At 36.5% G+C, this 18,413-nt stretch carries 20 protein-coding genes; 3 read left to right on the plus strand and 17 right to left on the minus strand.

Going from position 1 to position 18,413, the window contains the following annotated elements; translation table 11 throughout:
- Positions 1-22: 22 nt before the first annotated feature.
- The 12 genes from ACEE75_RS00120 to ACEE75_RS00175 all read right to left on the minus strand — a co-directional run bounded on the left by ACEE75_RS00120 (position 23) and on the right by ACEE75_RS00175 (position 10,460).
- Complete coding sequence (locus ACEE75_RS00120; protein WP_099870534.1) at positions 23-856, minus strand: PRD domain-containing protein; 834 nt, start codon at positions 854-856, stop codon at positions 23-25.
- A gap of 203 nt (positions 857-1,059) precedes the next feature.
- Positions 1,060-1,956: an aldose 1-epimerase family protein gene (locus ACEE75_RS00125; protein ID WP_012961360.1), complete on the minus strand. Its 897-nt coding sequence runs from the start codon at positions 1,954-1,956 to the stop codon at positions 1,060-1,062.
- Positions 1,957-2,065: 109 nt separating this feature from the next.
- Positions 2,066-3,466 carry a PTS galactitol transporter subunit IIC gene (locus ACEE75_RS00130; protein ID WP_105111088.1) on the minus strand — a complete coding sequence of 467 codons (1,401 nt, stop codon included), beginning with the start codon at positions 3,464-3,466 and terminating at the stop codon, positions 2,066-2,068.
- A gap of 35 nt (positions 3,467-3,501) precedes the next feature.
- Positions 3,502-3,804, minus strand: coding sequence for a PTS sugar transporter subunit IIB (locus ACEE75_RS00135; protein ID WP_009853318.1), 303 nt, complete (start codon positions 3,802-3,804; stop codon positions 3,502-3,504).
- A 13-nt stretch (positions 3,805-3,817) separates the two neighbouring features.
- Entirely contained in the window at positions 3,818-4,291 is a 474-nt protein-coding gene (locus ACEE75_RS00140) for a PTS sugar transporter subunit IIA (protein WP_009853317.1), read from the minus strand.
- Positions 4,292-4,303: 12 nt separating this feature from the next.
- Positions 4,304-5,284, minus strand: a complete 981-nt coding sequence (lacD, locus tag ACEE75_RS00145; RefSeq protein WP_449164888.1) for a tagatose-bisphosphate aldolase — start codon at positions 5,282-5,284, stop codon at positions 4,304-4,306.
- A 1-nt stretch (position 5,285) separates the two neighbouring features.
- A complete protein-coding gene (locus ACEE75_RS00150) occupies positions 5,286-6,218 on the minus strand; it encodes a tagatose-6-phosphate kinase (protein ID WP_449164887.1) in 933 nt (310 codons plus the stop codon).
- 9 nt (positions 6,219-6,227) lie between these two features.
- Positions 6,228-6,743, minus strand: coding sequence for a galactose-6-phosphate isomerase subunit LacB (gene lacB / locus ACEE75_RS00155; protein ID WP_029172311.1), 516 nt, complete (start codon positions 6,741-6,743; stop codon positions 6,228-6,230).
- 26 nt (positions 6,744-6,769) lie between these two features.
- The gene (lacA, locus tag ACEE75_RS00160; RefSeq protein WP_024384734.1) at positions 6,770-7,192 is read right to left on the minus strand and encodes a galactose-6-phosphate isomerase subunit LacA; all 423 of its coding nucleotides are present in this window, start codon (positions 7,190-7,192) and stop codon (positions 6,770-6,772) included.
- Positions 7,193-7,396: 204 nt separating this feature from the next.
- Positions 7,397-8,164, minus strand: coding sequence for a DeoR/GlpR family DNA-binding transcription regulator (locus tag ACEE75_RS00165; RefSeq protein ID WP_449164886.1), 768 nt, complete (start codon positions 8,162-8,164; stop codon positions 7,397-7,399).
- A 236-nt stretch (positions 8,165-8,400) separates the two neighbouring features.
- Positions 8,401-9,717 (minus strand): beta-carotene 15,15'-monooxygenase, encoded by a 1,317-nt coding sequence (locus ACEE75_RS00170; RefSeq protein WP_427894223.1) that lies wholly within the window; start codon positions 9,715-9,717, stop codon positions 8,401-8,403.
- A gap of 11 nt (positions 9,718-9,728) precedes the next feature.
- The gene (locus ACEE75_RS00175; protein ID WP_447575507.1) at positions 9,729-10,460 is read right to left on the minus strand and encodes an ABC transporter ATP-binding protein; all 732 of its coding nucleotides are present in this window, start codon (positions 10,458-10,460) and stop codon (positions 9,729-9,731) included.
- A 558-nt stretch (positions 10,461-11,018) separates the two neighbouring features.
- Here ACEE75_RS00175 and ACEE75_RS00180 point away from each other — a divergent pair.
- Together ACEE75_RS00180 and ACEE75_RS00185 are read left to right on the plus strand one after the other, a co-directional pair.
- Positions 11,019-11,168 (plus strand): CPBP family intramembrane glutamic endopeptidase, encoded by a 150-nt coding sequence (locus tag ACEE75_RS00180; protein ID WP_427894219.1) that lies wholly within the window; start codon positions 11,019-11,021, stop codon positions 11,166-11,168.
- Between the two features lie 540 nt (positions 11,169-11,708).
- Positions 11,709-12,869, plus strand: a complete 1,161-nt coding sequence (locus ACEE75_RS00185; protein WP_447575506.1) for a carbohydrate-binding domain-containing protein — start codon at positions 11,709-11,711, stop codon at positions 12,867-12,869.
- 63 nt (positions 12,870-12,932) lie between these two features.
- Here the strand turns inward: ACEE75_RS00185 and ACEE75_RS00190 are convergent, their stop codons facing one another.
- From ACEE75_RS00190 to ACEE75_RS00200, 3 genes are all read right to left on the minus strand, one after another.
- Complete coding sequence (locus tag ACEE75_RS00190) at positions 12,933-14,150, minus strand: ABC transporter permease (protein WP_447575505.1); 1,218 nt, start codon at positions 14,148-14,150, stop codon at positions 12,933-12,935.
- Complete coding sequence (locus tag ACEE75_RS00195; protein ID WP_354367193.1) at positions 14,147-15,040, minus strand: ABC transporter ATP-binding protein; 894 nt, start codon at positions 15,038-15,040, stop codon at positions 14,147-14,149. Before ACEE75_RS00195 ends, ACEE75_RS00190 begins: the two co-directional genes overlap by 4 nt.
- Positions 15,041-15,248: 208 nt before the next feature.
- Positions 15,249-16,103, minus strand: coding sequence for a cation diffusion facilitator family transporter (locus ACEE75_RS00200; RefSeq protein WP_354367191.1), 855 nt, complete (start codon positions 16,101-16,103; stop codon positions 15,249-15,251).
- Between the two features lie 126 nt (positions 16,104-16,229).
- Here ACEE75_RS00200 and ACEE75_RS00205 point away from each other — a divergent pair, with 126 nt between their 5' ends.
- Positions 16,230-16,754 (plus strand): TetR/AcrR family transcriptional regulator, encoded by a 525-nt coding sequence (locus ACEE75_RS00205; RefSeq protein WP_447575504.1) that lies wholly within the window; start codon positions 16,230-16,232, stop codon positions 16,752-16,754.
- Here ACEE75_RS00205 and ACEE75_RS00210 read toward each other — a convergent pair.
- Entirely contained in the window at positions 16,751-17,746 is a 996-nt protein-coding gene (locus ACEE75_RS00210) for a pyridoxal phosphate-dependent aminotransferase (protein WP_447575503.1), read from the minus strand. The genes ACEE75_RS00205 and ACEE75_RS00210 overlap by 4 nt on opposite strands.
- A 9-nt stretch (positions 17,747-17,755) precedes the next feature.
- Positions 17,756-18,373 (minus strand): hypothetical protein, encoded by a 618-nt coding sequence (locus tag ACEE75_RS00215; RefSeq protein ID WP_427894208.1) that lies wholly within the window; start codon positions 18,371-18,373, stop codon positions 17,756-17,758.
- Between the last annotated feature and the right edge of the window lie 40 nt (positions 18,374-18,413).

Genomic DNA, 18,413 nt, shown 5'->3' on the forward strand with positions numbered 1-18,413 from the left:
CTCCTTTTAAAATTGAATTGATTTACAATAACCGTTGAATATGTAATACAATATAGAACCTTTCACTGTCATTTACAGGTTCATCAACCAATGTTGTGATCATCTCAAAAATCTGACTTCCAATCTGGTAAGCTCTTGGATTCTGGAGCTTGATATACTGTTCCAAACTAGCAATCGATTCATTTGACTGATGGGATCTATCTAAGTAATTCAGAAAATAGGACAAATGGATCATAAAACGATCATAAAAATTGCTATTTTCTTTTGTGCGTTTAATCCCATTCTCCGTTAGAATTTGTTCAACATCTGCTATAATTTTTTTGCTGATGTCCTGTTCTTCACTTGTGGGATGAATGGTTTCACCCTTTGCATTAATTAAGTGAAGTGCAATTCTACCAATCTCATCATTCGGAAAATCTTTTAGCAACTTTTCACGAAACATAGCTAAGGCTTCACGCGCCATTTTATATTCCAAGGGATATTCGGCTGAAATATTGGGTAGCTTACTTTCTTGATAAGTATTCTTCAAAACCGCCTGATAGGCACAATAGATATGATCTGTCAGTGTTACATAGAGATATTCTTGTACAGGGTAATGATACGTTGCTACGAGATGATTGATAACCGTGTAGGTTGCTGAAATAAAATCTAAGGGAATGTCCTTTAATAAGGTTAGAAAATTTTCTTTGGCTTCATCATTTTTTAGCGAAAAGATGTTTTCTATCTTATCCTTAACAATTAAATCTCCCTTTTTCTTTTGAAAGGTTATACCCAATCCCATCACGACTGCCTGTTCCCCATGTTCATTTTTCACTAGAGCAGCGTTATTATTTAGTGACTGTATAATCCTAAACATATATTCCTCCTATATTTTTAAGCAAAAAAAGACTACAAACAAACCGAGAATATCCTACTCTCAAATCCATTTGTAGTCTTGCCTAATCGAATTAGTTACAATCCACTCTATTAATTTCTACGGTTATAATATAACACACAATTTTAATTTTGTAAACCCTTTCTTTGTATTTTTTTGATTTTTTTTGTTTATTTTAAACAAATTCAAAAAATCGTAATATCAAAGGATTTTTTACTCACTTCCCCACTCGCTACAAAAGTTACTTGACGTTTATCTTCTAAAATATCACTTTCATCAAGCGACGTTGACAAGCCACTCCACGGCTCAAGAGCAATAAAAGGGCTCTTATTGACGGTTGACCATAAAATCAAATTTGGAAAATCTTCAAAATCCAAACGCAATCCTTTATCGTGTTTATGAGATTTCAACGAAACGCTGCGTGAAGCTAATTTATCCAAAGTAATGGCATCTTTGGCAAACAAAGCATAATCCAAATTTAGAATGTTTTGCTTTTCTAAAAATGGCGTACGCTTATTCACATCAAGAAGCCCTGTTTCTGGAAAAGATTCTGGAACAGTACAAGTTTCCTCTTTTTCAAATTCGAGATAATAATCTTCATAACACTCATCAGCAAGCAATGGGCAATTAAACCCAGGGTGCCCACCAATAAAGTAAGGCATGACCTTTTCTGTCTCGCGATTGGTCACTTGGTAACTTGTTTTAATCGTCTTTCCAATCAAAGTGTAAATGATTTTCAACTCAAAATCATAAGGATAATTTGCTAACATTTCCGCATCAGGGGTGATTGAAAAAGCAAGGCTATTTTCAGATAATGATTCATAAGTAAAAGTCTTCTTACGCACCAAACCATGTCGCGGTATCACACCTGTAAAATGGGGACGGCTACTAGGACGATAAATAGCTTCATCATCACGTAAGCTCCCACAAATCGGAAATAATACTGGTGCTTGTGAACTCCAATACTCTGGATTTCCTTGCCACAAATATTCGACGCCGTCTTTATCTTTTATGGATGACAAAGCGCCACCAAATTCCTTAAACTGAACTGTTAAGAAATCATTTTTTAATTCAATAACCATTATTTTCTCCTAAATAAAATGAGAATGAACAGCCTCATAACTGCCATTCTCATCACGCGTAAAAACAAAATAATAAAAGAAGTTTTAGTGAGTTAGATTAGATGTATTACTATTTGGCTTCTTGATAAGCTTGATTACGTTTTTTCATTTCTCCTTTATACCAGAAGAAGAGCAACGTGTAAACAACTAAAGCAATCGCTGCATAAAGAACGTAAGTCAAATCACCAGTTGAAGCTTTACCAACAAAGAATGCCAAGAATTTTTCAATTGGTCCTTCCATTGTTGTATGAGAAATCATGGTTGAAGTATCTAAACCACTTGGGAAGGCACCCACATTTTTAGCAGTTTCTGTGATAAATGGTGCAATCAATGTTCCTGACCACAAGAATAGCGGTAACTCAATAGCACCAATGACAATCATGCGGATTAATTTACCACGTGTAACAACTAGCAAAGCTGGAGTAACCCCCATCGCAATAATACCTGCGAGTGGCAATAATTTATTTCCTGGTAAAACAATTGCTTCTAACAACATAATTGGAGCTAAAATATTAGCGGCAGCCCATACTTCTGCACGACCTGCAATGAATGGCCAGTCCAAACCAATATTTAATGTGCGTCCTTGTAATTTTGAAGAAGCAAAGTCAGTAATACCTTGAGAAAGTGGTTCAACAGAAGCGATAAACCATGACCCAATCAATGAGAACAATTCCAAGCAGACAGCTGCTGTAAAAGCTAAAGAAGCAATTTCTGTTGGTGTTTGACCTGCTAATAAGCCAACAAAGATTCCTAAATAAATACCAATTGCAAATTTTGAACCCCAGAAACCAATTTTAGCATTTAATTTAGCAGCATCGAAGTCATATTTATCAAGCCAAGGGAAAAGCTTGTCAAAAATTTTATCGAATACCATAATAATTGGATTCATCATGTAGTTCATGTGAGTTGTTGTCATCGGATTTTCATCACCAGCACCCAATAAATCATTAAAAGTAGGTTTCATAAGGTCTGAATTGATAATTTTTAAAATACCGATAAAAATAACCAAAATTGTTGCAATCATGAGGTTTGCTCCACTATAAATAGCAAGCAAGCCAACAATTGATAAATGCCAAATATCGAAAATATCAACATCAAGCGTATTGGTTTTATTCAATACCAACATAATGATATTTACAATGACCATTACCATCAAAAAATATAGGGTATAAGGTGAGCCCCAAGTGATAGTTGCCAACGGTGCCCAACCAACGTCAGTGATATTTAATTCCAAACCAGTTCTGGCAACAAAGTCAGCCATAGCACCCGAAAATGCCGTTGACAAGATATTGATAATTGCGCTAATACCTGTTAAGGCAATTCCTAGTTTAATACCACCTTCTAATGCTTTAGTGAATTTCACTTTAAAGAAGAGGGCAATGACAGTCAAGATGATTGTCATTAACGGAGCGGCGCCAAGGTCAATAATTGGTTGGAAAATCGTATTTGCAAAGTCGATAATTACATTCATTTCATTTCTTCCCTTTCTTTCGAAAGCGCTTTAATTTATTTGTTTAAGCTATTAATAACGTCTTCCATTTTCTTATAAACAGGTTCTGCCATTGCTGGGATACGATAAAGAATAGCACCAGCATCGACAACTGGAATCTTAACATCAAAGCCTAAATCAGTCTTAGAAATTTGTGCAAAGATGTCATAATGCGATAACAATTCTTCATTGATATCTTTAATCATAACAGCATCACACGATACTTGATAACCACGTTTAGTCAATTCTGTTTCTAGAGCATTTTTAATTTGGTGACTTGAGTTAACCCCAGCTCCACACGCTGCTAAAATTTTAATCATGAGAAATTCCTCCTTAAAAATTATTTTCCAAAAATTGATAAATTCTTTCTGGATTTTCAGAATTAAAGAATTTAATTAATGCTTCCTTATCTTGTCTATTAATAAAATCCATTATTGCTGCCAATAAACCAGCTTGCTCTTTTTCTTCATTGTTTAAAATCATGAACAAAAATGAAACCTCTAGTTTTTCATCTGGCAAAATCATATTATGAAATGTTATCGCATGTTCCAGTTTAACTGGAACAATACGAGTAACATTTACAAACTGACTTTCTGTATGCGGAATAGCAATATTGGGAAGACTCGAATCAATTGGACTTAACGGTAAGGCAGTCGGATAATGTTCCTCTCTGTCAATTAAATTATCCAAGTATTCTTCTGTTACAAGACCTTTTTCAAATAATTTATGAGCGATTTCTTTAAAAACACTTTTTTGATCTTGTTGTTCAGATATATATACCGTATCTTCTGCAAATAATTGAGTCATTTTATCACCTTCTTACACTTTCTCACTCCATGAGCCGGCTGTTTTGGTAAGGACTGCGTTGAGTTCTTCGATATTCTTGCGTCCTTGTGTTCTTAGCCATTCACGCGCAGCTTCTTCACCTTGTTCAATATAGACTGGCACAACACCCGCCCAAGTTGCACGACCGCAAAGAACACCGTTAAATTTTGCACCAGCTTCATGCGCAAACACCAGAGTATCTTGGAAGAGTTTAGCTGAAACACCTGCACTAAGATAAATGTATGGCAAGTCCGTTGATGCTTCTTGTTGACGGAAATATTCGGCTGCTTCTTCTTTCGTATAGATGACTTCCCCTGTTCCAAAGCCTTCTACAAAATTCATGTTCACAGGTACTTCTACCTTGAGAACATCTACTCCAAAACGTTCATCCGAAAATACTTTCATGGCTTCATTTACTTTTCTAGGTTTAACTTTAGCAAACTCAACACTAGCATTGTCTTCAATCGTCTCATCATAGCTCAAAATCTCCAAGAAGAATGGCAAACCTTCTGCCTGACATTCTGAACCTAAACGTTCAATATAGGCATGTTTTTGAAGATTAACGTATGGATCACCATCAACGTCATAGTAGAGTAGAAACTTAATGGCATCTGCCCCCTCTTCTTTTAGTCGTTTGACAGACCATTCTACCAGGCAATCTGGCAAACGACTGGTAGAGCTAGTATCATAGCCTGTTTTTTCATAAGCCAAAAGCAAACCACATTGTTCATCACGGGCGCGTGATGCTGGCAAACCAAATTCAGGATCTAACAGAATTGAGGAAGAAAACTGTGTTAGTTCTTCAGAAACTAGCGTTTTTAGCTCTTCCATCTGCTCCACAGTAGGTTCTTCTACCTGATGTTTTGCCATCATTTTTTTCAGGGCTCCACGTTGGTCAAAAGCTAAAGATGAAATAATACCTGCTTCATTGCTTACTTTTTCCATGTATTTTCTTTTATCTGCTGTTACTACCATATTATACCTCTTCGACTTCGATTTGAGAATACAACGATTCTGCATTTTCTAAATTGACGTAACCCGTCTGTTCTTCCTGGGCATTTAGCATGCCTAAAACATTAGCCTTTTTTAGTAATTCTGTATCAGGTAAGGCATGTACCAAACTAGCTGCAATACCTGCAACTGTTGAATCTCCTGATCCTACTGGATTGACGACTTTGATTTTTGGAATTCTGACACGATAGAACTTGTCATTGTGCTTGGCAAAAACCCCCTGTGCCCCTAATGAGACGACTATCCAATCAATTCCTTGGAAAAGTTGACCAGACAAAACTGATTTCAACTCTTGAATATCATCAGTAACTTCTTTACCAATCAGTTGTGATAACTCTTCTGTATTCGGCTTAATAACTGTCGGCTTCTGCTGGCTTTCTAAAACGTTTTTCAGCGCCTCACCAGAACAATCCAAAACAACAGCTACACCGCATTTTTTACAAAGTTCTACAATTTCTACATAATAATTGCTTGCAAGTCCCTTTGGCAAACTTCCTGAAATAGCAACAACCTCTACATTGTTCAAAATAATTTCAAGGTGTTCGATAAAATTCAAGGCTTCATGTTCTTGAATAGTTGGTCCTTGTTCTAAAATCTCTGTCTGTTGGCCATCGTGAAGGATCGCAATGCAATTACGTGTTTCGTTCCCAATTTCCACAAAAGAATTTTTAATATCATTTCGAGTGAGTTGTTTCTTTACATAACTTCCAATCTCACCACCAATGAAACCAGTAGCCACAACATCTTCACCGATTTGTTTCAAAACCCGTGTCACATTGAGCCCCTTACCACCAGCTGTTTTTTGAACTTTTTCTACTCGATTGACAGTATCCAATTGATAGGTATCCAATTGATAGGCAATATCAACCGACGGATTTAAAGTGATCGTCAAAATCATGTGAGCCTCCTAGTCGTGGTATTCTCCACGATCCCACTTTTCAAGAAATTCAGTAAAGAACTCTGGATTAGCCTGCTCTTGATTGAGCGTCTCAACTGCAGCAATCTTTTCAATTAAACGCTTGTTTTCTTCAGTTGGTTTGTATTCTGCTTTAATGAAGGCTTCAATGATGTCGCACATGAGCAACTCACCCGTAATTTTCCCACCAAAACCAATGACGTTGGCATTTAACTCTTCCTTAGCGTAAAGTGCGGAAGTCATATCACGAACCAAAGCTGATCGAATTCCAGGAACCTTGTTTACAGCATTGTTGATTCCAACACCTGTTCCACAGATACAGATGCCCAAATCTGCTTGTCCGCTTGCAACAGCTTCACCAACTTTTTTACCAAAGATTGGGTAATGAGTACGAACATTGTCATAAGTCCCAAAGTCCAATACTTCATATCCTTGATTTTTCAAATAATCTACCACAGCGATTTTTTCATAGGTTACAATGTGGTCACAACCGATTGCAATTTTCATCTCTTATTCTCCTTTGTCTACAACAATTAGCACATTTTATTTAGCATATCGACACGGATTTGGTGACGGCCACCATCATACTCACCTTCAACAAATCCTTTAACGATATTTTTAGCAATTCCTTCTCCTACAATCTCACTACCGATTGTAATAATACGCGAATTGTTGTGTCCTCTTGTCATATAGGCAGAACGTTCGTCTGAAACTTCTGCAGCGATCATGCCTTTGACTTTAGTTGCGGTCATAAATGGACCAACACCATAAGCATCAATCACAATACCAAGATTTCCTTCCTCTTGATTGACTGCTGCAACTACCGCCAAAGTTGTATCAACAAAATCACTTCCATCACTGACATCTTTAAAGTCATATGATTTTTCTTGTAAATAATCTTTAATAACGTCTTTTAGTTTTGAGCCCGCTGGATCAGCACCGATAATGATTGTCATAACCTATCTCCTAACAAAAATAGAAAGTTGTAGCCATATGTGGCAGAAAATCTTTGTTTTGCAAAACTTAGAAAAGCGTTTTCGCTTTTTATGTTTAAATTATACAACCAAACGAACATAAAGTCAACATGTTTTGTTTTATTTTTGTTTATTTTTTTCGTATATAAACAAAAAACCAACATTTTGCTGTTGGTTTTGATAACTTTATGATTTTGTAGAAATAATTTCAATGTGGTTATGTAATAATTGGTAGTTTTCATCATTCGCATTCATATCTGTCACTAGAGCAGTTACATCATTCAAATCACAAAAGGAAGTAAAATCATCTTTTCCAATTTTCGAGGCATCCAGCAGTAGATATTTTTCTAAAGAATGTTTAATGGCAATATTTTGCGTATAGGCTTCGGCTAAGGTAGAGGTCATGACATCAGTTCCCTTAAGTCCGTTACCTGAAAAGAAAATCTTGCTGAATCGCATTTTTTCTAAACTTGTATTGGTAATTTCTCCTACAAAAGATTCTGTCACTTGACGATATTCTCCCCCCAAGAGAAAGACTTGAAAATCCTCAGTCTTCTTTTGTGATAAGATGGTAAAAACAGGCATACAGTTGGTGATGACCGTTAGGCGAGGATTTTTAATGGCCTCAGCCAGAAAGGCCACTGTTGTTCCTGGACCTAAAAATACCGTGTCTCCATCTTCTATCAGTTGGGCAGCCCTTTCTGCTATCTCTTGCTTGGCTTCCTTATTCTGAATGTGTTTCTCAGAATGGGAATATTCCCGATATTGAAAAGCCTTATTACTTCTAGCACCGCCGTGAATTTTTGTTAAGACACCTTGCTCTTCCAATTCAATAAAATCACGTCGAACAGTCATATCAGTAACATTTAGCAATTCAACAATCTCAGAAATTCGAACTGTGCCTTTTTTGTTTACCAAACGTGTAATTTCTTCTAGTCGTTCTCGTTTATTCATGTTTAATCCTTTGTTGTTTTTTTACATTATATCAAAAATCAACAAGAAGATGTTGGAATTTTGAACATTTGTTCAATATTATCAGTACATCTGGCTTAAAAATTGAATTAATGATTTAATAGGCAGGGCTTTTTGATTTTTTATGTTTTTGCAGAGCTTTTATATTCCAAGTTAGGAATAGATATTTCAGAAATTTTATCACTTGATATTGCAATCCTCTCTATAACTTTTCCAATTTATCTATCTTTAAATAAATAAAACCCCTTTGTAATGCTGTAGAAGATAACTAACAAACAAAGAATAATAAGGCTAGGTTGCCAAAAACCTGCTATTTCTGCTAAACTCTGCCCTAAACGTTGCCCTATAAAGCGAACTAACATTAACACAATAGCATTAAAAATGACAGAGACCAATGAAATTATTATTGAGTGCATTATTGCTTCTGCAATACGTATTTTAAAAAGTTGTAATTTTGTTATGCCCAATATTTGTAACTGTCTAATATCTTCAATGTCTTTATTAGAAGATAATATTGTGATAGAAATAAAACTAGTAATAATAAGCACAATTGGTGCAGATAGATAGGCAATGAAGGAGGCTCTTGCTTCGTGGACACTATTTATAGTATCCATAAATGAGTACATATTTCTGGTATAGAGGATGAATCCAGAAATGAGAGTTATCCCTATAGTCATCGAAGTCTGTATACTCTTCAAATAACTAGGATTGTATAGTAGGTTCCAAAAACTTGTATTGATTGCATAATTTTCAGATGGGAGAATCTTCATTAATAATTTTATTAAACAAATCTGGGTGGACGGAGATAGAACTTGAATAATTAATATATGAGTAATCAATAAAAATAAAATCATACCAGATTGTGTCACAATCACTTCTCTATTATTGGTAAAACCTGCTGAAATAATAATACCTATACACAATAACCATAAGAATAGACGAACAGAAACATTAATAAACTTAGTCGCCTTAACTCTCCAATTTCTACCATTTGATTTTGAATTTGATTCTTTTTTTAATAATCGAATAGAATAAAAATAAGCTCCTAATCCAACAATTGTTGGTACTATTAAAATACTCAATAATACAGTCTGAATATTGGATGTAATAACCAAATCAGGTAATTCATCTCTTCCTAATAAATTTTGTAAAAATTTATAGTAACTATCTGTCACAACGAAGGAAAGGATTGTCCCAAAACTGCTAACAATGACTGCCATTATGGAAAACTGACCAGCGATAAGTATAGATAATTGAGATTTACTTGCTCCTAAAATCGTCCATAATTGATAATCCTTTTTAAAGATATCTATTAGCAATCTTATATTATTTGAAATGAGAAAAAATAGAGTAGTCCCTCCAAATATAATCAACATCTGAAAAAGTTGCGAAGCATTAATATTTGAAGTTCTTGATGAGCTAGCAATGCCAAATAAAGATGTCCCAACAATTAGGCTAGATACAAGTAATAATGGAATTGTCCCAAACCATTGTCTCTTTGAATACTGAAACTGATACACAATGAGTTTTAACATATAATCTCACCTCACTCGCCAATAGTTTCAAGTGCCTGATAAAGTTCTTCTGCTGATGGTTTAGTAATTTCTTGCGAAATGTAACCATCTTTTAAAATAAATGCTTTATCTGTTTTAGATGCAAGCTCAATGTCATGTGTAACCATTAAAACACACTTCCCCTCATCAGCCATCTTTCTAAGTGATTCAAAAATCAATTTCCGAGAAATACTGTCTAAAGCACCAGTCGGCTCATCAGCAAAAATAACCTTACTATCTGATAAAATAGCACGAGAAATAGCAATCTTCTGCCGTTCTCCTCCTGATAGTGTTGATACTAATGACGATAGGTCGGCTTTAAAATTCAGGTTATCCAACAATGTTTTTACTTGATTCCTATCGGCAGTCTTCCCTGAAAGTCTTAGAGGTAGTGTAACATTTTCCAATGCTGGTAGAGCAGGAACTAGATTATAATTTTGAAAAATAATAGCAATGTCTTCACGTCTAAATTTAGCAAGTTTGCCATCTTTTAGCCGATATGGATTCACACCATTTATAACAACCTCGCCACCAGATGGCTCTGATAGACTCGCCAAGCAATTGAGTAACGTTGATTTTCCTGAACCACTGATACCTAAAATAGAGATAAATTCACCATAATCAACAGATAAAGAAACTCCTTTTAAAACAGAGACAGTCTTACTTTTATCAAGTAAATAATCTTTTGTTAGGTTTGTTGCACTAACAGCTACATGATTAACCATAATCATCCTCCTAACTTTATAAATATTTTTAAATGTTAATCTACAGTTAATGATATATTATGAGTAGAAAGTCCAAAATAGCTACTAGAACGATATGTCGTATATGGTTCCTAGCCTCATTCTTTTTATACACTTCCATTATATACTAATTAATAAAATTAAACTAAGAAAAATAAACTATCATCTGAGGTTACCTAGAGAATATATTACGCAGCAATCAACACTACATATAATAGTGATAGATAAACAATCTAGAGGTATTCGCTATGAAAAAACTTGTAAAGCATCACTTAGTTTTATTATTAGATATCTGGCACTAGTTTTAGCAAAGCTAATCAGCGTTGGAGGAACCTTATTGACACCCTTAAGACCCTTAAGCAAGTTCTTTACCGTGATGTCCATCCTATATCTTCTTAGTTTCCTACTATTGTTACGAGTCATTATTGAGCAACTATGAGGGGGAAACTTCGCGATATTAAGTTTGGCTTTGAATTACCTAGTCCTTACTAGTTGGCGGGCACAATCCTTTTTCCTCTGTTGCTTTACACTTGTCTTTACTTGGTTGACAGTCGTATTTACATTGCAGACAAGGTAGTTGAACGGATTATTACGGCTGGATTAGTCGCTCCTATCATCGAAGAGTTGCTATTTCGAGGCTTTTATGTCGAGGTATTAACAGAAAATTACTCTAAAAGAGTAGCTATCTGAGGAACCTCTCTCCTATTTGCCTTAGGGCATCTCTCCTATGACTAACTTACAAATCCTCTTAGGAGGAATCCTATTTAGCCTACTACTATTTTTAGCTAATGAGCGCTCTAAAATACTCACTATCTTGTTGCATATGGTTTTGAATATGGTTACGATCTGCATCAAATTTGATAATAAATCTGATTTATTCGGAGGTAGTTTTAGTATTGATGTTTCCTATATCACCATTTAATGTTTGGATTAGCTAGTTTACTGACAGTTATCATCCGTAAGACAAACAGGACAGATGCCATACGCTAAAGTTCGATGATGATCCTATCTATAATATCACCAAATGGGCAAATATCTAGCATCACTTCTCAGAGCTCACTTTATTTTTTATTGGTGTACACCAATAAAAAATCATGCACCACAACGGCTAAAAAAAGGAGAGAAGCTTGTGGCCTAACTTTAAGCTTTCTTTAGGGTTTATTTAACCTTAGTTTTAGGTTTTATCGCTAAACTGGGTTTAAGAAATCAGTGAATGAGGTTAAAAACGCAATGAAATCTAAAAAATTCTTATATTCAGGGCTGACGCTACTCAGCATGGCAACTCTGACAGCATGTTCTCTTGGGACGAGCTCAACGACTACTAGTGGGCAAAATGTTACTGCAACTAGCTCAAGCTCAACGGCAACAACTGTAACATCTGATATTGACTGGGATAGCCTACCAACCAAAAATGTTACGCTATCAAGTGATACACTTAATATCACAGAAACAGGAACTTATGTTCTTTCTGGTGAGACGACAGCAGGTGTAACTGTCAATACTAGTGGTAATGTTCGTATTATCTTGGCTGGAGCGACCATTTCAAGTTCTGACAGCGCTGCAATCAATGTCGAAGCAGCTGAAAATGTTGAAATTGAACTCAAAGATGGAACAGAGAATACTGTTAAAGACGCCAATTCACACAGCAATACCGATATTGAAGGAGCCATTCATTCTGAGGCAAACCTTATCGTATCTGGATCTGGTAGCCTAAAAGTTGAAGCTAACTATCAAGACGGGATTGTTTCAACAGACAATCTTACTATCAATGGTGGGAACATCACCGTAACAGCAGCTGATGATGCGATTCGTGGTAAAGACTCTGTTACCATCAACGGTGGTACCTTGAACTTAACTGCTACAGGAGATGGCATCAAGTCTAACAATGATGAGGATACCTCAAAAGGTAATGTCACCATCACAAATGGTAATATTACGGTCAAAGCTGGTGATGATGGGATAAAAGCAGAATCTAGCTTAGTGATTGACGGTGGAGATATCAAGGTCAGCGAAAGTGCTGAGGCTCTTGAGGGAACTAATATTACCATCAATGGCGGTACGATTGATGTTTATGCAACCGACGATGGCATCAATGCTGCGAGTGACGTGACAGGTGCTGATATCTTCATCAAGGTGACAGGTGGAGATATTAAAGTTGAAGTGGGTGAGGGAGATACTGATGGCTTTGATGCTAATGGTGATATCTACATCTCAGGCGGTACCATAGCAGTCACAGCTCAGTCAGCCTTTGACTTTGATGGTACTGCAGAATTAACAGGTGGTACTGTTATCGTAAATGGTGAACAAATCACAGAAATTACTGCTACAGGACCTGGTGCTGGTGGTCACGGCGGCGCTGCCCCTGGCGGTAACGCACCTGGTGGCTGGTAACAACTAAGAAAAACCAAGGAAGCTTAAAAGCTTCCTCGGTTTTTTGTTTTCAAAAATAAGACTTCATTGACTACTTAGACCCTTTTTCAAGCTTTTCCATAAGCCTACATCATCGGTCTGTAAAATCAATCCAGCATAGGATTTTCCGATTAAAATGATCAACCCAAGAGTTGTTAGGGTTAATACAATCAAGGAAATGATACTCTCTACTGCTGTCGCAAAGCCATTCATCAAACGAATCGGCATAAAGAAAGTAGAAGTAAAAGGAAGATAAGATCCTACCTGTAAGAAAACACTATCCGATGAACCTTGACCTAAAGTCATCGCTCCAAAGAAACAAGCAATGACGATATACATGATGGGTTGGATAGCTTTATTCACATCTTCTTGTCGTACAACTAAAGAACCTGAAAGTGCTGCTAACACCACATAAAGTAAGAGACCAAAGCCGACAAAGAACATCATAGACCAATCTAAATTCTCAAACACTGCCTTAATCAAAGGCTCGATGCTTTGCACCATCTCCTTAGTGCCCTCTGTATGGTCCAATACTTTATAAGTTGCCGCTCCTCCGAAAAGATAAATTCCTAGATGTGTCGTGATAACTAGAAAAATCCCTAAAATCCGACCATAAAAGTAAAGTGGAGCAGGCACACTTGAGAAGATGACCTCCATGATTTTTGTGCCTTTTTCACTGGCAATCTCCTGTGCGGTCAGACCAGCATAAGTCAAAATCATCATGTAAAGCATAAAAACAAGACCAAAGAAGGCAATATACTTTCCTGCTTCTGCTAATTCCTGTCCTTTGACCAACTGTTCCTTATAAACAGGCTGTTGAGTTAGAGTCGTGAGCTGTTCTTGACTAAGCCCTACTTGTTGGACATTAGAAGCTTGTTGTAAACCTTGAAGAATCTGGTCCACTCGGACTTTCATCTCACCTGACAGGGACGTTTTACCATGATAAATCGCTTCTATGATACCATTGTTTATTTCTACTTCTAGATAAGCTGCAATTTTTTCCTGATCAAAAGCAGAGCGCGCCTTTTCTATACTAGAGTACGACAGAGTGATATCTTCTACACTTTTAAAAGCCTTGGTCACTTCGTTGCTAGAGCTGATGAGAGCAACCTTATCTTGATTATCAGTTGACTGGTCTGTGAGATAGCCAACACCTGCTGAAATAAAAATAAAGATAAAGGGTGACACCACCATAAAAAAGAAGGTCCATGATTTTACTTGTCTAAGATAGGTTTCTTTTGCAACTAACAGCAATTGTTTCATTTGACTTCCTCCGATTTCAATTTAAAGATTTCATCAATGGTTGGTGCTTGCTGGTCAAAGGTTGCGAGATATTTTCCTTGACTAATCGTATCAAAAAGTTCCTCACCAGCTCTTTCATCATCTAGTAACAAGCGCCATTTTCCTTGATTGGTTGCTTCAACTGCTAAAACATGAGGCAGATTTTCTAGACGCTCCTTAGGAATATCTGAGGAGACAAACAAACGTGTCCGCCCAAATTGTAGGCGAATATCCTGAATCGCACCATCTAAGACAATCTGTCCGTTGTGAATCATCAAAAGTTGATCACAAAGCTCCTCAACATTAGTCATGACGTGGTCTGAAAAGATGATAGTTGCTCCCTTTTCTTTTTCCTCTAAAATCACGCGCTTAAGCAGGGCTGTATTAACAGGATCAAGGCCAGAAAAGGGTTCATCAAGAATGATTAAACTTGGTTCATGAATCAGTGTCACAATTAACTGGATTTTTTGCTGGTTTCCTTTGGATAAGCTTTTAATTTTATCGGTCACTTTTCCCTTAACCTCAAGTTTTTCCATCCAAATCGGCAACTTTTCTGCAACCTCTTTACTCGTCATGCCTTTTAGGTTAGCCAGATAGCGGACTTGTTCAAAAACCGTCAACTTGGGCATCAGACTACGCTCCTCAGGAAGATAGCCCACTTTCGGATAGTCCTGTGTCCCAAAAGCTTGACCATCTAGCTCAATTGTTCCCTCATATGACACAAAACGCAACAGAGAGTGGAAAAATGTCGTCTTACCAGCACCATTTTTTCCCACCAAACCACAAATGCTTCCTGATGGAATGGCAAAAGAAATGGTTTTTAAAACATCTTTTGAACCATAACTTTTAGATAATTGCGATACTTTAAGCATATTATAACCTCCTTTTTAAATATTATATACTTAAATAACAACGCTTTCAATAGCCTATTCATAAAAACATTTATGACAGGTGCTATACTCTGGTAACAAGACACAAGAAAACACCCCTTTTCAACAGGAGCGTTTTTCTTGTACCTCATTAAAAGAGGCTAGCGCTAAGATTCCCAAAAATTTTTGATGAGATAAGACTTATCATTAGCTATAGATGTAAACCGTGTTTTTCATGCTCTGTTTGATCTTGATCTATCTCAAGTGCCAGTAACTGAATGTGATGAGAAGATAGACAAGTATAAATTTGCTCTTTAACAGCTTGATCAGTAAGGTGACTGGTTTTACAAATGTGCACTACCGCTTGATGATTTAAACCGTCTGAGGTCCAGACATTTAATTGATTAAGGTTTTCAACCCCTTCTAAATCTAAAAGCTCTGCTTCTAAGCTGACGAAGTCTAACTCTTTTGGTGTCGCATTTAAAAATAATTTGCCATTGTCCCAAAATTTGGGCACTGCTTTTGACAAGATAAAAGCTGAGATCACTAAAGATAAGAGAGGATCAAGGAAATACCAGTCTGTAAAACGTAACACAATAGAGACCAGAATAACAGCTAACCAGCCTAAGATGTCTTCTAAAAAGTGCAGGCTTAAAATGGCTTCATTTACTGTTTTTCCCTTATGCACCACCAAACTCGCCAACACATTAATTATGATAGCAATGACACCTAAAATCAACATGCCTTCTTTATTAACCACTTCAGGGTGAAATAACTTGGGAAAATTTTCGACAATTAAGAAAACAGAGCCTAAGATCAAAATACTTGAAGTTATCATTGCTCCTAACAGACTAAAACGCTTGTAGCCTAAACTAAAATTCTGATCAGCCCTTTTATCCGACATTCTCTCTGTTACAAAAGATAAGCCAATCGCTAAAGCATCTCCAAAATCATGGACTGCATCTGCTAAAATGGCACTGGATTTAAATAAAAGACCAAAAATCAACTCAATGATTGAAAATACTAAATTTAAGAGAAAAGCTATAAATACATTTCGTCTAGCCATCTTCCGACTCCTTTTGTATAATAGTAACAACTTTACTCCCTTATTATCCTAAAAAAAGTGAAAGGAAAATAGAGGCAAAACAAATACTCTGTTCATTTCTGAACATATTGCCTCATTTGTACAGCTATGGATCGTCGTGTTAAAAAAACAAAAGAGGCTATCTACACCTCCTTTACTAGCCTACTCAATCAAAAAAGCTATGATGAGCTGACTGTTCAAGAAATTATCAATCTTGCGGATGTCGGACGAAGTACCTTTTATGCCCATTTTGACAGCAAAGAAATGTTGCTTGAGCACCTGTGTCGTGATCTCTTTCACCATACCTTTGAGCAAAAAGAAAATGACCTAGAAGGGCTAATTAGCCATATTCTAAGCCATTTCTATCGCAATCAGGACAAGGTTGCCAGTCTCTTGCTCTCAAGAAATCTCTACTTTATGAATCGCCTCAAACATGAACTGGATAAACACCTCTTTCCCCTCTTTTTAGAAAAAATACAAGGTGAACGAGCGAACTTACCTAAGGAGCTTTTAAAACATCAGATTAGCTCTGCTTTTATTGAAAGTACGATTTGGTGGCTCAAGCAAAGACAGACCATCAGCCCAGAGGAACTTAGTCAATATCTTTTAGCTTGGATTTGCCCTCAGAATTAAAGTAAATTTTTTAACCCTAGTAAAAATGACACATTGACCTCGTGAGTTGACATAGCTAGACGAATATAGCGGGAATCTAAGCCCACAAAATCAGAACCAGCTCTAACTTGAATACTCTCAGCTGCCAATTGCTCTTTTGCATTTTCTAGCCCTGTATTGATCAATAAATAATTGGTCTGACTAGGGAAGACTTGTACGCCTAGGGCTTTTAAAGATTGGATAAGAAAATCACGCTCATGCTCCAACAAAGCATAAGTCTCCTCCATATAAGTTTCATCTTCTAAAGCTAATATGGAGGCTCTTTGTGCCACACTAGAAGTTGCAAACAACTGACCGGATTGACTCAAAGCAGTCAATAGCTCCCGATGACCAGAAATCGCAAAACCTAACCGAAAACCTGCCATCGCATAGGTTTTACTAAAGCCATCAAAAACAATACAATGCTGACTCTGACTAGCTATCGTTTTAAAGGAAATAGCGTTCCAAGATGGTAAAAATTCTATGAAACTTTCGTCAATCACAAGAAGAACATCTTTTTGTTGGCACTTTTCATGGATTTTTTTTAATAATCCCATCTCGATAACCTGACCAGTTGGATTATTGGGATGACCTAACACCATGACATCCAGATCTGATTTAATCGCATCTAAGACTGATTCATCCAAGATAAACTGATCTTCTGCCTTTAGGAAATAGCGTTCTAATTGACATCCTGCTTCTTGTAAAACATTAGCATACTCTTCATAAGTTGGTTCAATGATAAGAGCTGACTTGGGAGCACGCGCCAAGACCAAACGCCAAATCAAATCATCCACTCCACTACCACAAAAAATGAACTGGGGCGAGATGGTGTACTTTTCAGATAGCTTATGACGCAAAAAGAGCGCTTCTGTATCTGGATAATGTTCTCCTTGCTCCAAAATATAGCTACTATGATTTTTAACACGCTTTGGTAATCCTAAAGGATTGGTATTGACTGAAACATTAAGCATCTCTTCCTCCTATTTCCTCATTAAAACCCTATTTTGACTCCTAGCAATGACAAATGATAATAAAAAGAAACTAACAATTGTTCCTTCTCGAACAAAAAGCGGAAGATGAAAACAAACACTTATCGCCACTGAGCCTAAAATACTCAAAAAATCCACTCCATAGCGGTAAAATGAAAAACTAAACCGCGTTTGCCCTTCTAGCAATTGACAAACCTTTTCAATAGGAAATTGCAACACGCCATAAGCAATAACGTGACCAATTCCATAACCTACTAAACTTGTTCCGAGAATAAACATTAAAAAATCAAAGATATAGGAATGGATAGCTAGCTGACTAAGCACAGTGTAGGTGAAAAAATTGATCACATACCCAAAACCAAACAAACTCAGCACCATCAGAAAATAATTTCGCCAGCTCCTTTTTTGATCTAGTAAAAGACAGACTAATAAAAATAATAAATTAATTCCTGTTGTAATGACACCAATCGTTATCCTCGAACTCTCAGATAGAGCAACATTAAAAGAGTTAAAACTACTCACCCCGATACCTGCTTTAATGGTCAGACTGACCCCTAAAGCTGACAGAGTATAATACCACAGAGAAAGCCAGACCAGTTTTAAGGACACCGCTATCAACTCCTTTTTTAGTATGATTATTATTATAAAG

The sequence above is a fragment of the Streptococcus sp. 11273D007BT genome, from assembly GCF_053547195.1.

Coding starts and splice junctions, on each gene's coding strand:
- ACEE75_RS00120 (WP_099870534.1), bottom strand. CDS start 856: ATGTTTAGGATTATACAGTCACTAAATAATAACGCTGCTCTAGTGAAA.
- ACEE75_RS00125 (WP_012961360.1), bottom strand. CDS start 1,956: ATGGTTATTGAATTAAAAAATGATTTCTTAACAGTTCAGTTTAAGGAA.
- ACEE75_RS00130 (WP_105111088.1), bottom strand. CDS start 3,466: ATGAATGTAATTATCGACTTTGCAAATACGATTTTCCAACCAATTATT.
- ACEE75_RS00135 (WP_009853318.1), bottom strand. CDS start 3,804: ATGATTAAAATTTTAGCAGCGTGTGGAGCTGGGGTTAACTCAAGTCAC.
- ACEE75_RS00140 (WP_009853317.1), bottom strand. CDS start 4,291: ATGACTCAATTATTTGCAGAAGATACGGTATATATATCTGAACAACAA.
- lacD (WP_449164888.1), bottom strand. CDS start 5,284: ATGGTAGTAACAGCAGATAAAAGAAAATACATGGAAAAAGTAAGCAAT.
- ACEE75_RS00150 (WP_449164887.1), bottom strand. CDS start 6,218: ATGATTTTGACGATCACTTTAAATCCGTCGGTTGATATTGCCTATCAA.
- lacB (WP_029172311.1), bottom strand. CDS start 6,743: ATGAAAATTGCAATCGGTTGTGACCACATTGTAACCTATGAAAAAATC.
- lacA (WP_024384734.1), bottom strand. CDS start 7,192: ATGACAATCATTATCGGTGCTGATCCAGCGGGCTCAAAACTAAAAGAC.
- ACEE75_RS00165 (WP_449164886.1), bottom strand. CDS start 8,164: ATGAATAAACGAGAACGACTAGAAGAAATTACACGTTTGGTAAACAAA.
- ACEE75_RS00170 (WP_427894223.1), bottom strand. CDS start 9,717: ATGTTAAAACTCATTGTGTATCAGTTTCAGTATTCAAAGAGACAATGG.
- ACEE75_RS00175 (WP_447575507.1), bottom strand. CDS start 10,460: ATGGTTAATCATGTAGCTGTTAGTGCAACAAACCTAACAAAAGATTAT.
- ACEE75_RS00185 (WP_447575506.1), top strand. CDS start 11,709: ATGAAATCTAAAAAATTCTTATATTCAGGGCTGACGCTACTCAGCATG.
- ACEE75_RS00190 (WP_447575505.1), bottom strand. CDS start 14,150: ATGAAACAATTGCTGTTAGTTGCAAAAGAAACCTATCTTAGACAAGTA.
- ACEE75_RS00195 (WP_354367193.1), bottom strand. CDS start 15,040: ATGCTTAAAGTATCGCAATTATCTAAAAGTTATGGTTCAAAAGATGTT.
- ACEE75_RS00200 (WP_354367191.1), bottom strand. CDS start 16,103: ATGGCTAGACGAAATGTATTTATAGCTTTTCTCTTAAATTTAGTATTT.
- ACEE75_RS00205 (WP_447575504.1), top strand. CDS start 16,230: ATGGATCGTCGTGTTAAAAAAACAAAAGAGGCTATCTACACCTCCTTT.
- ACEE75_RS00210 (WP_447575503.1), bottom strand. CDS start 17,746: ATGCTTAATGTTTCAGTCAATACCAATCCTTTAGGATTACCAAAGCGT.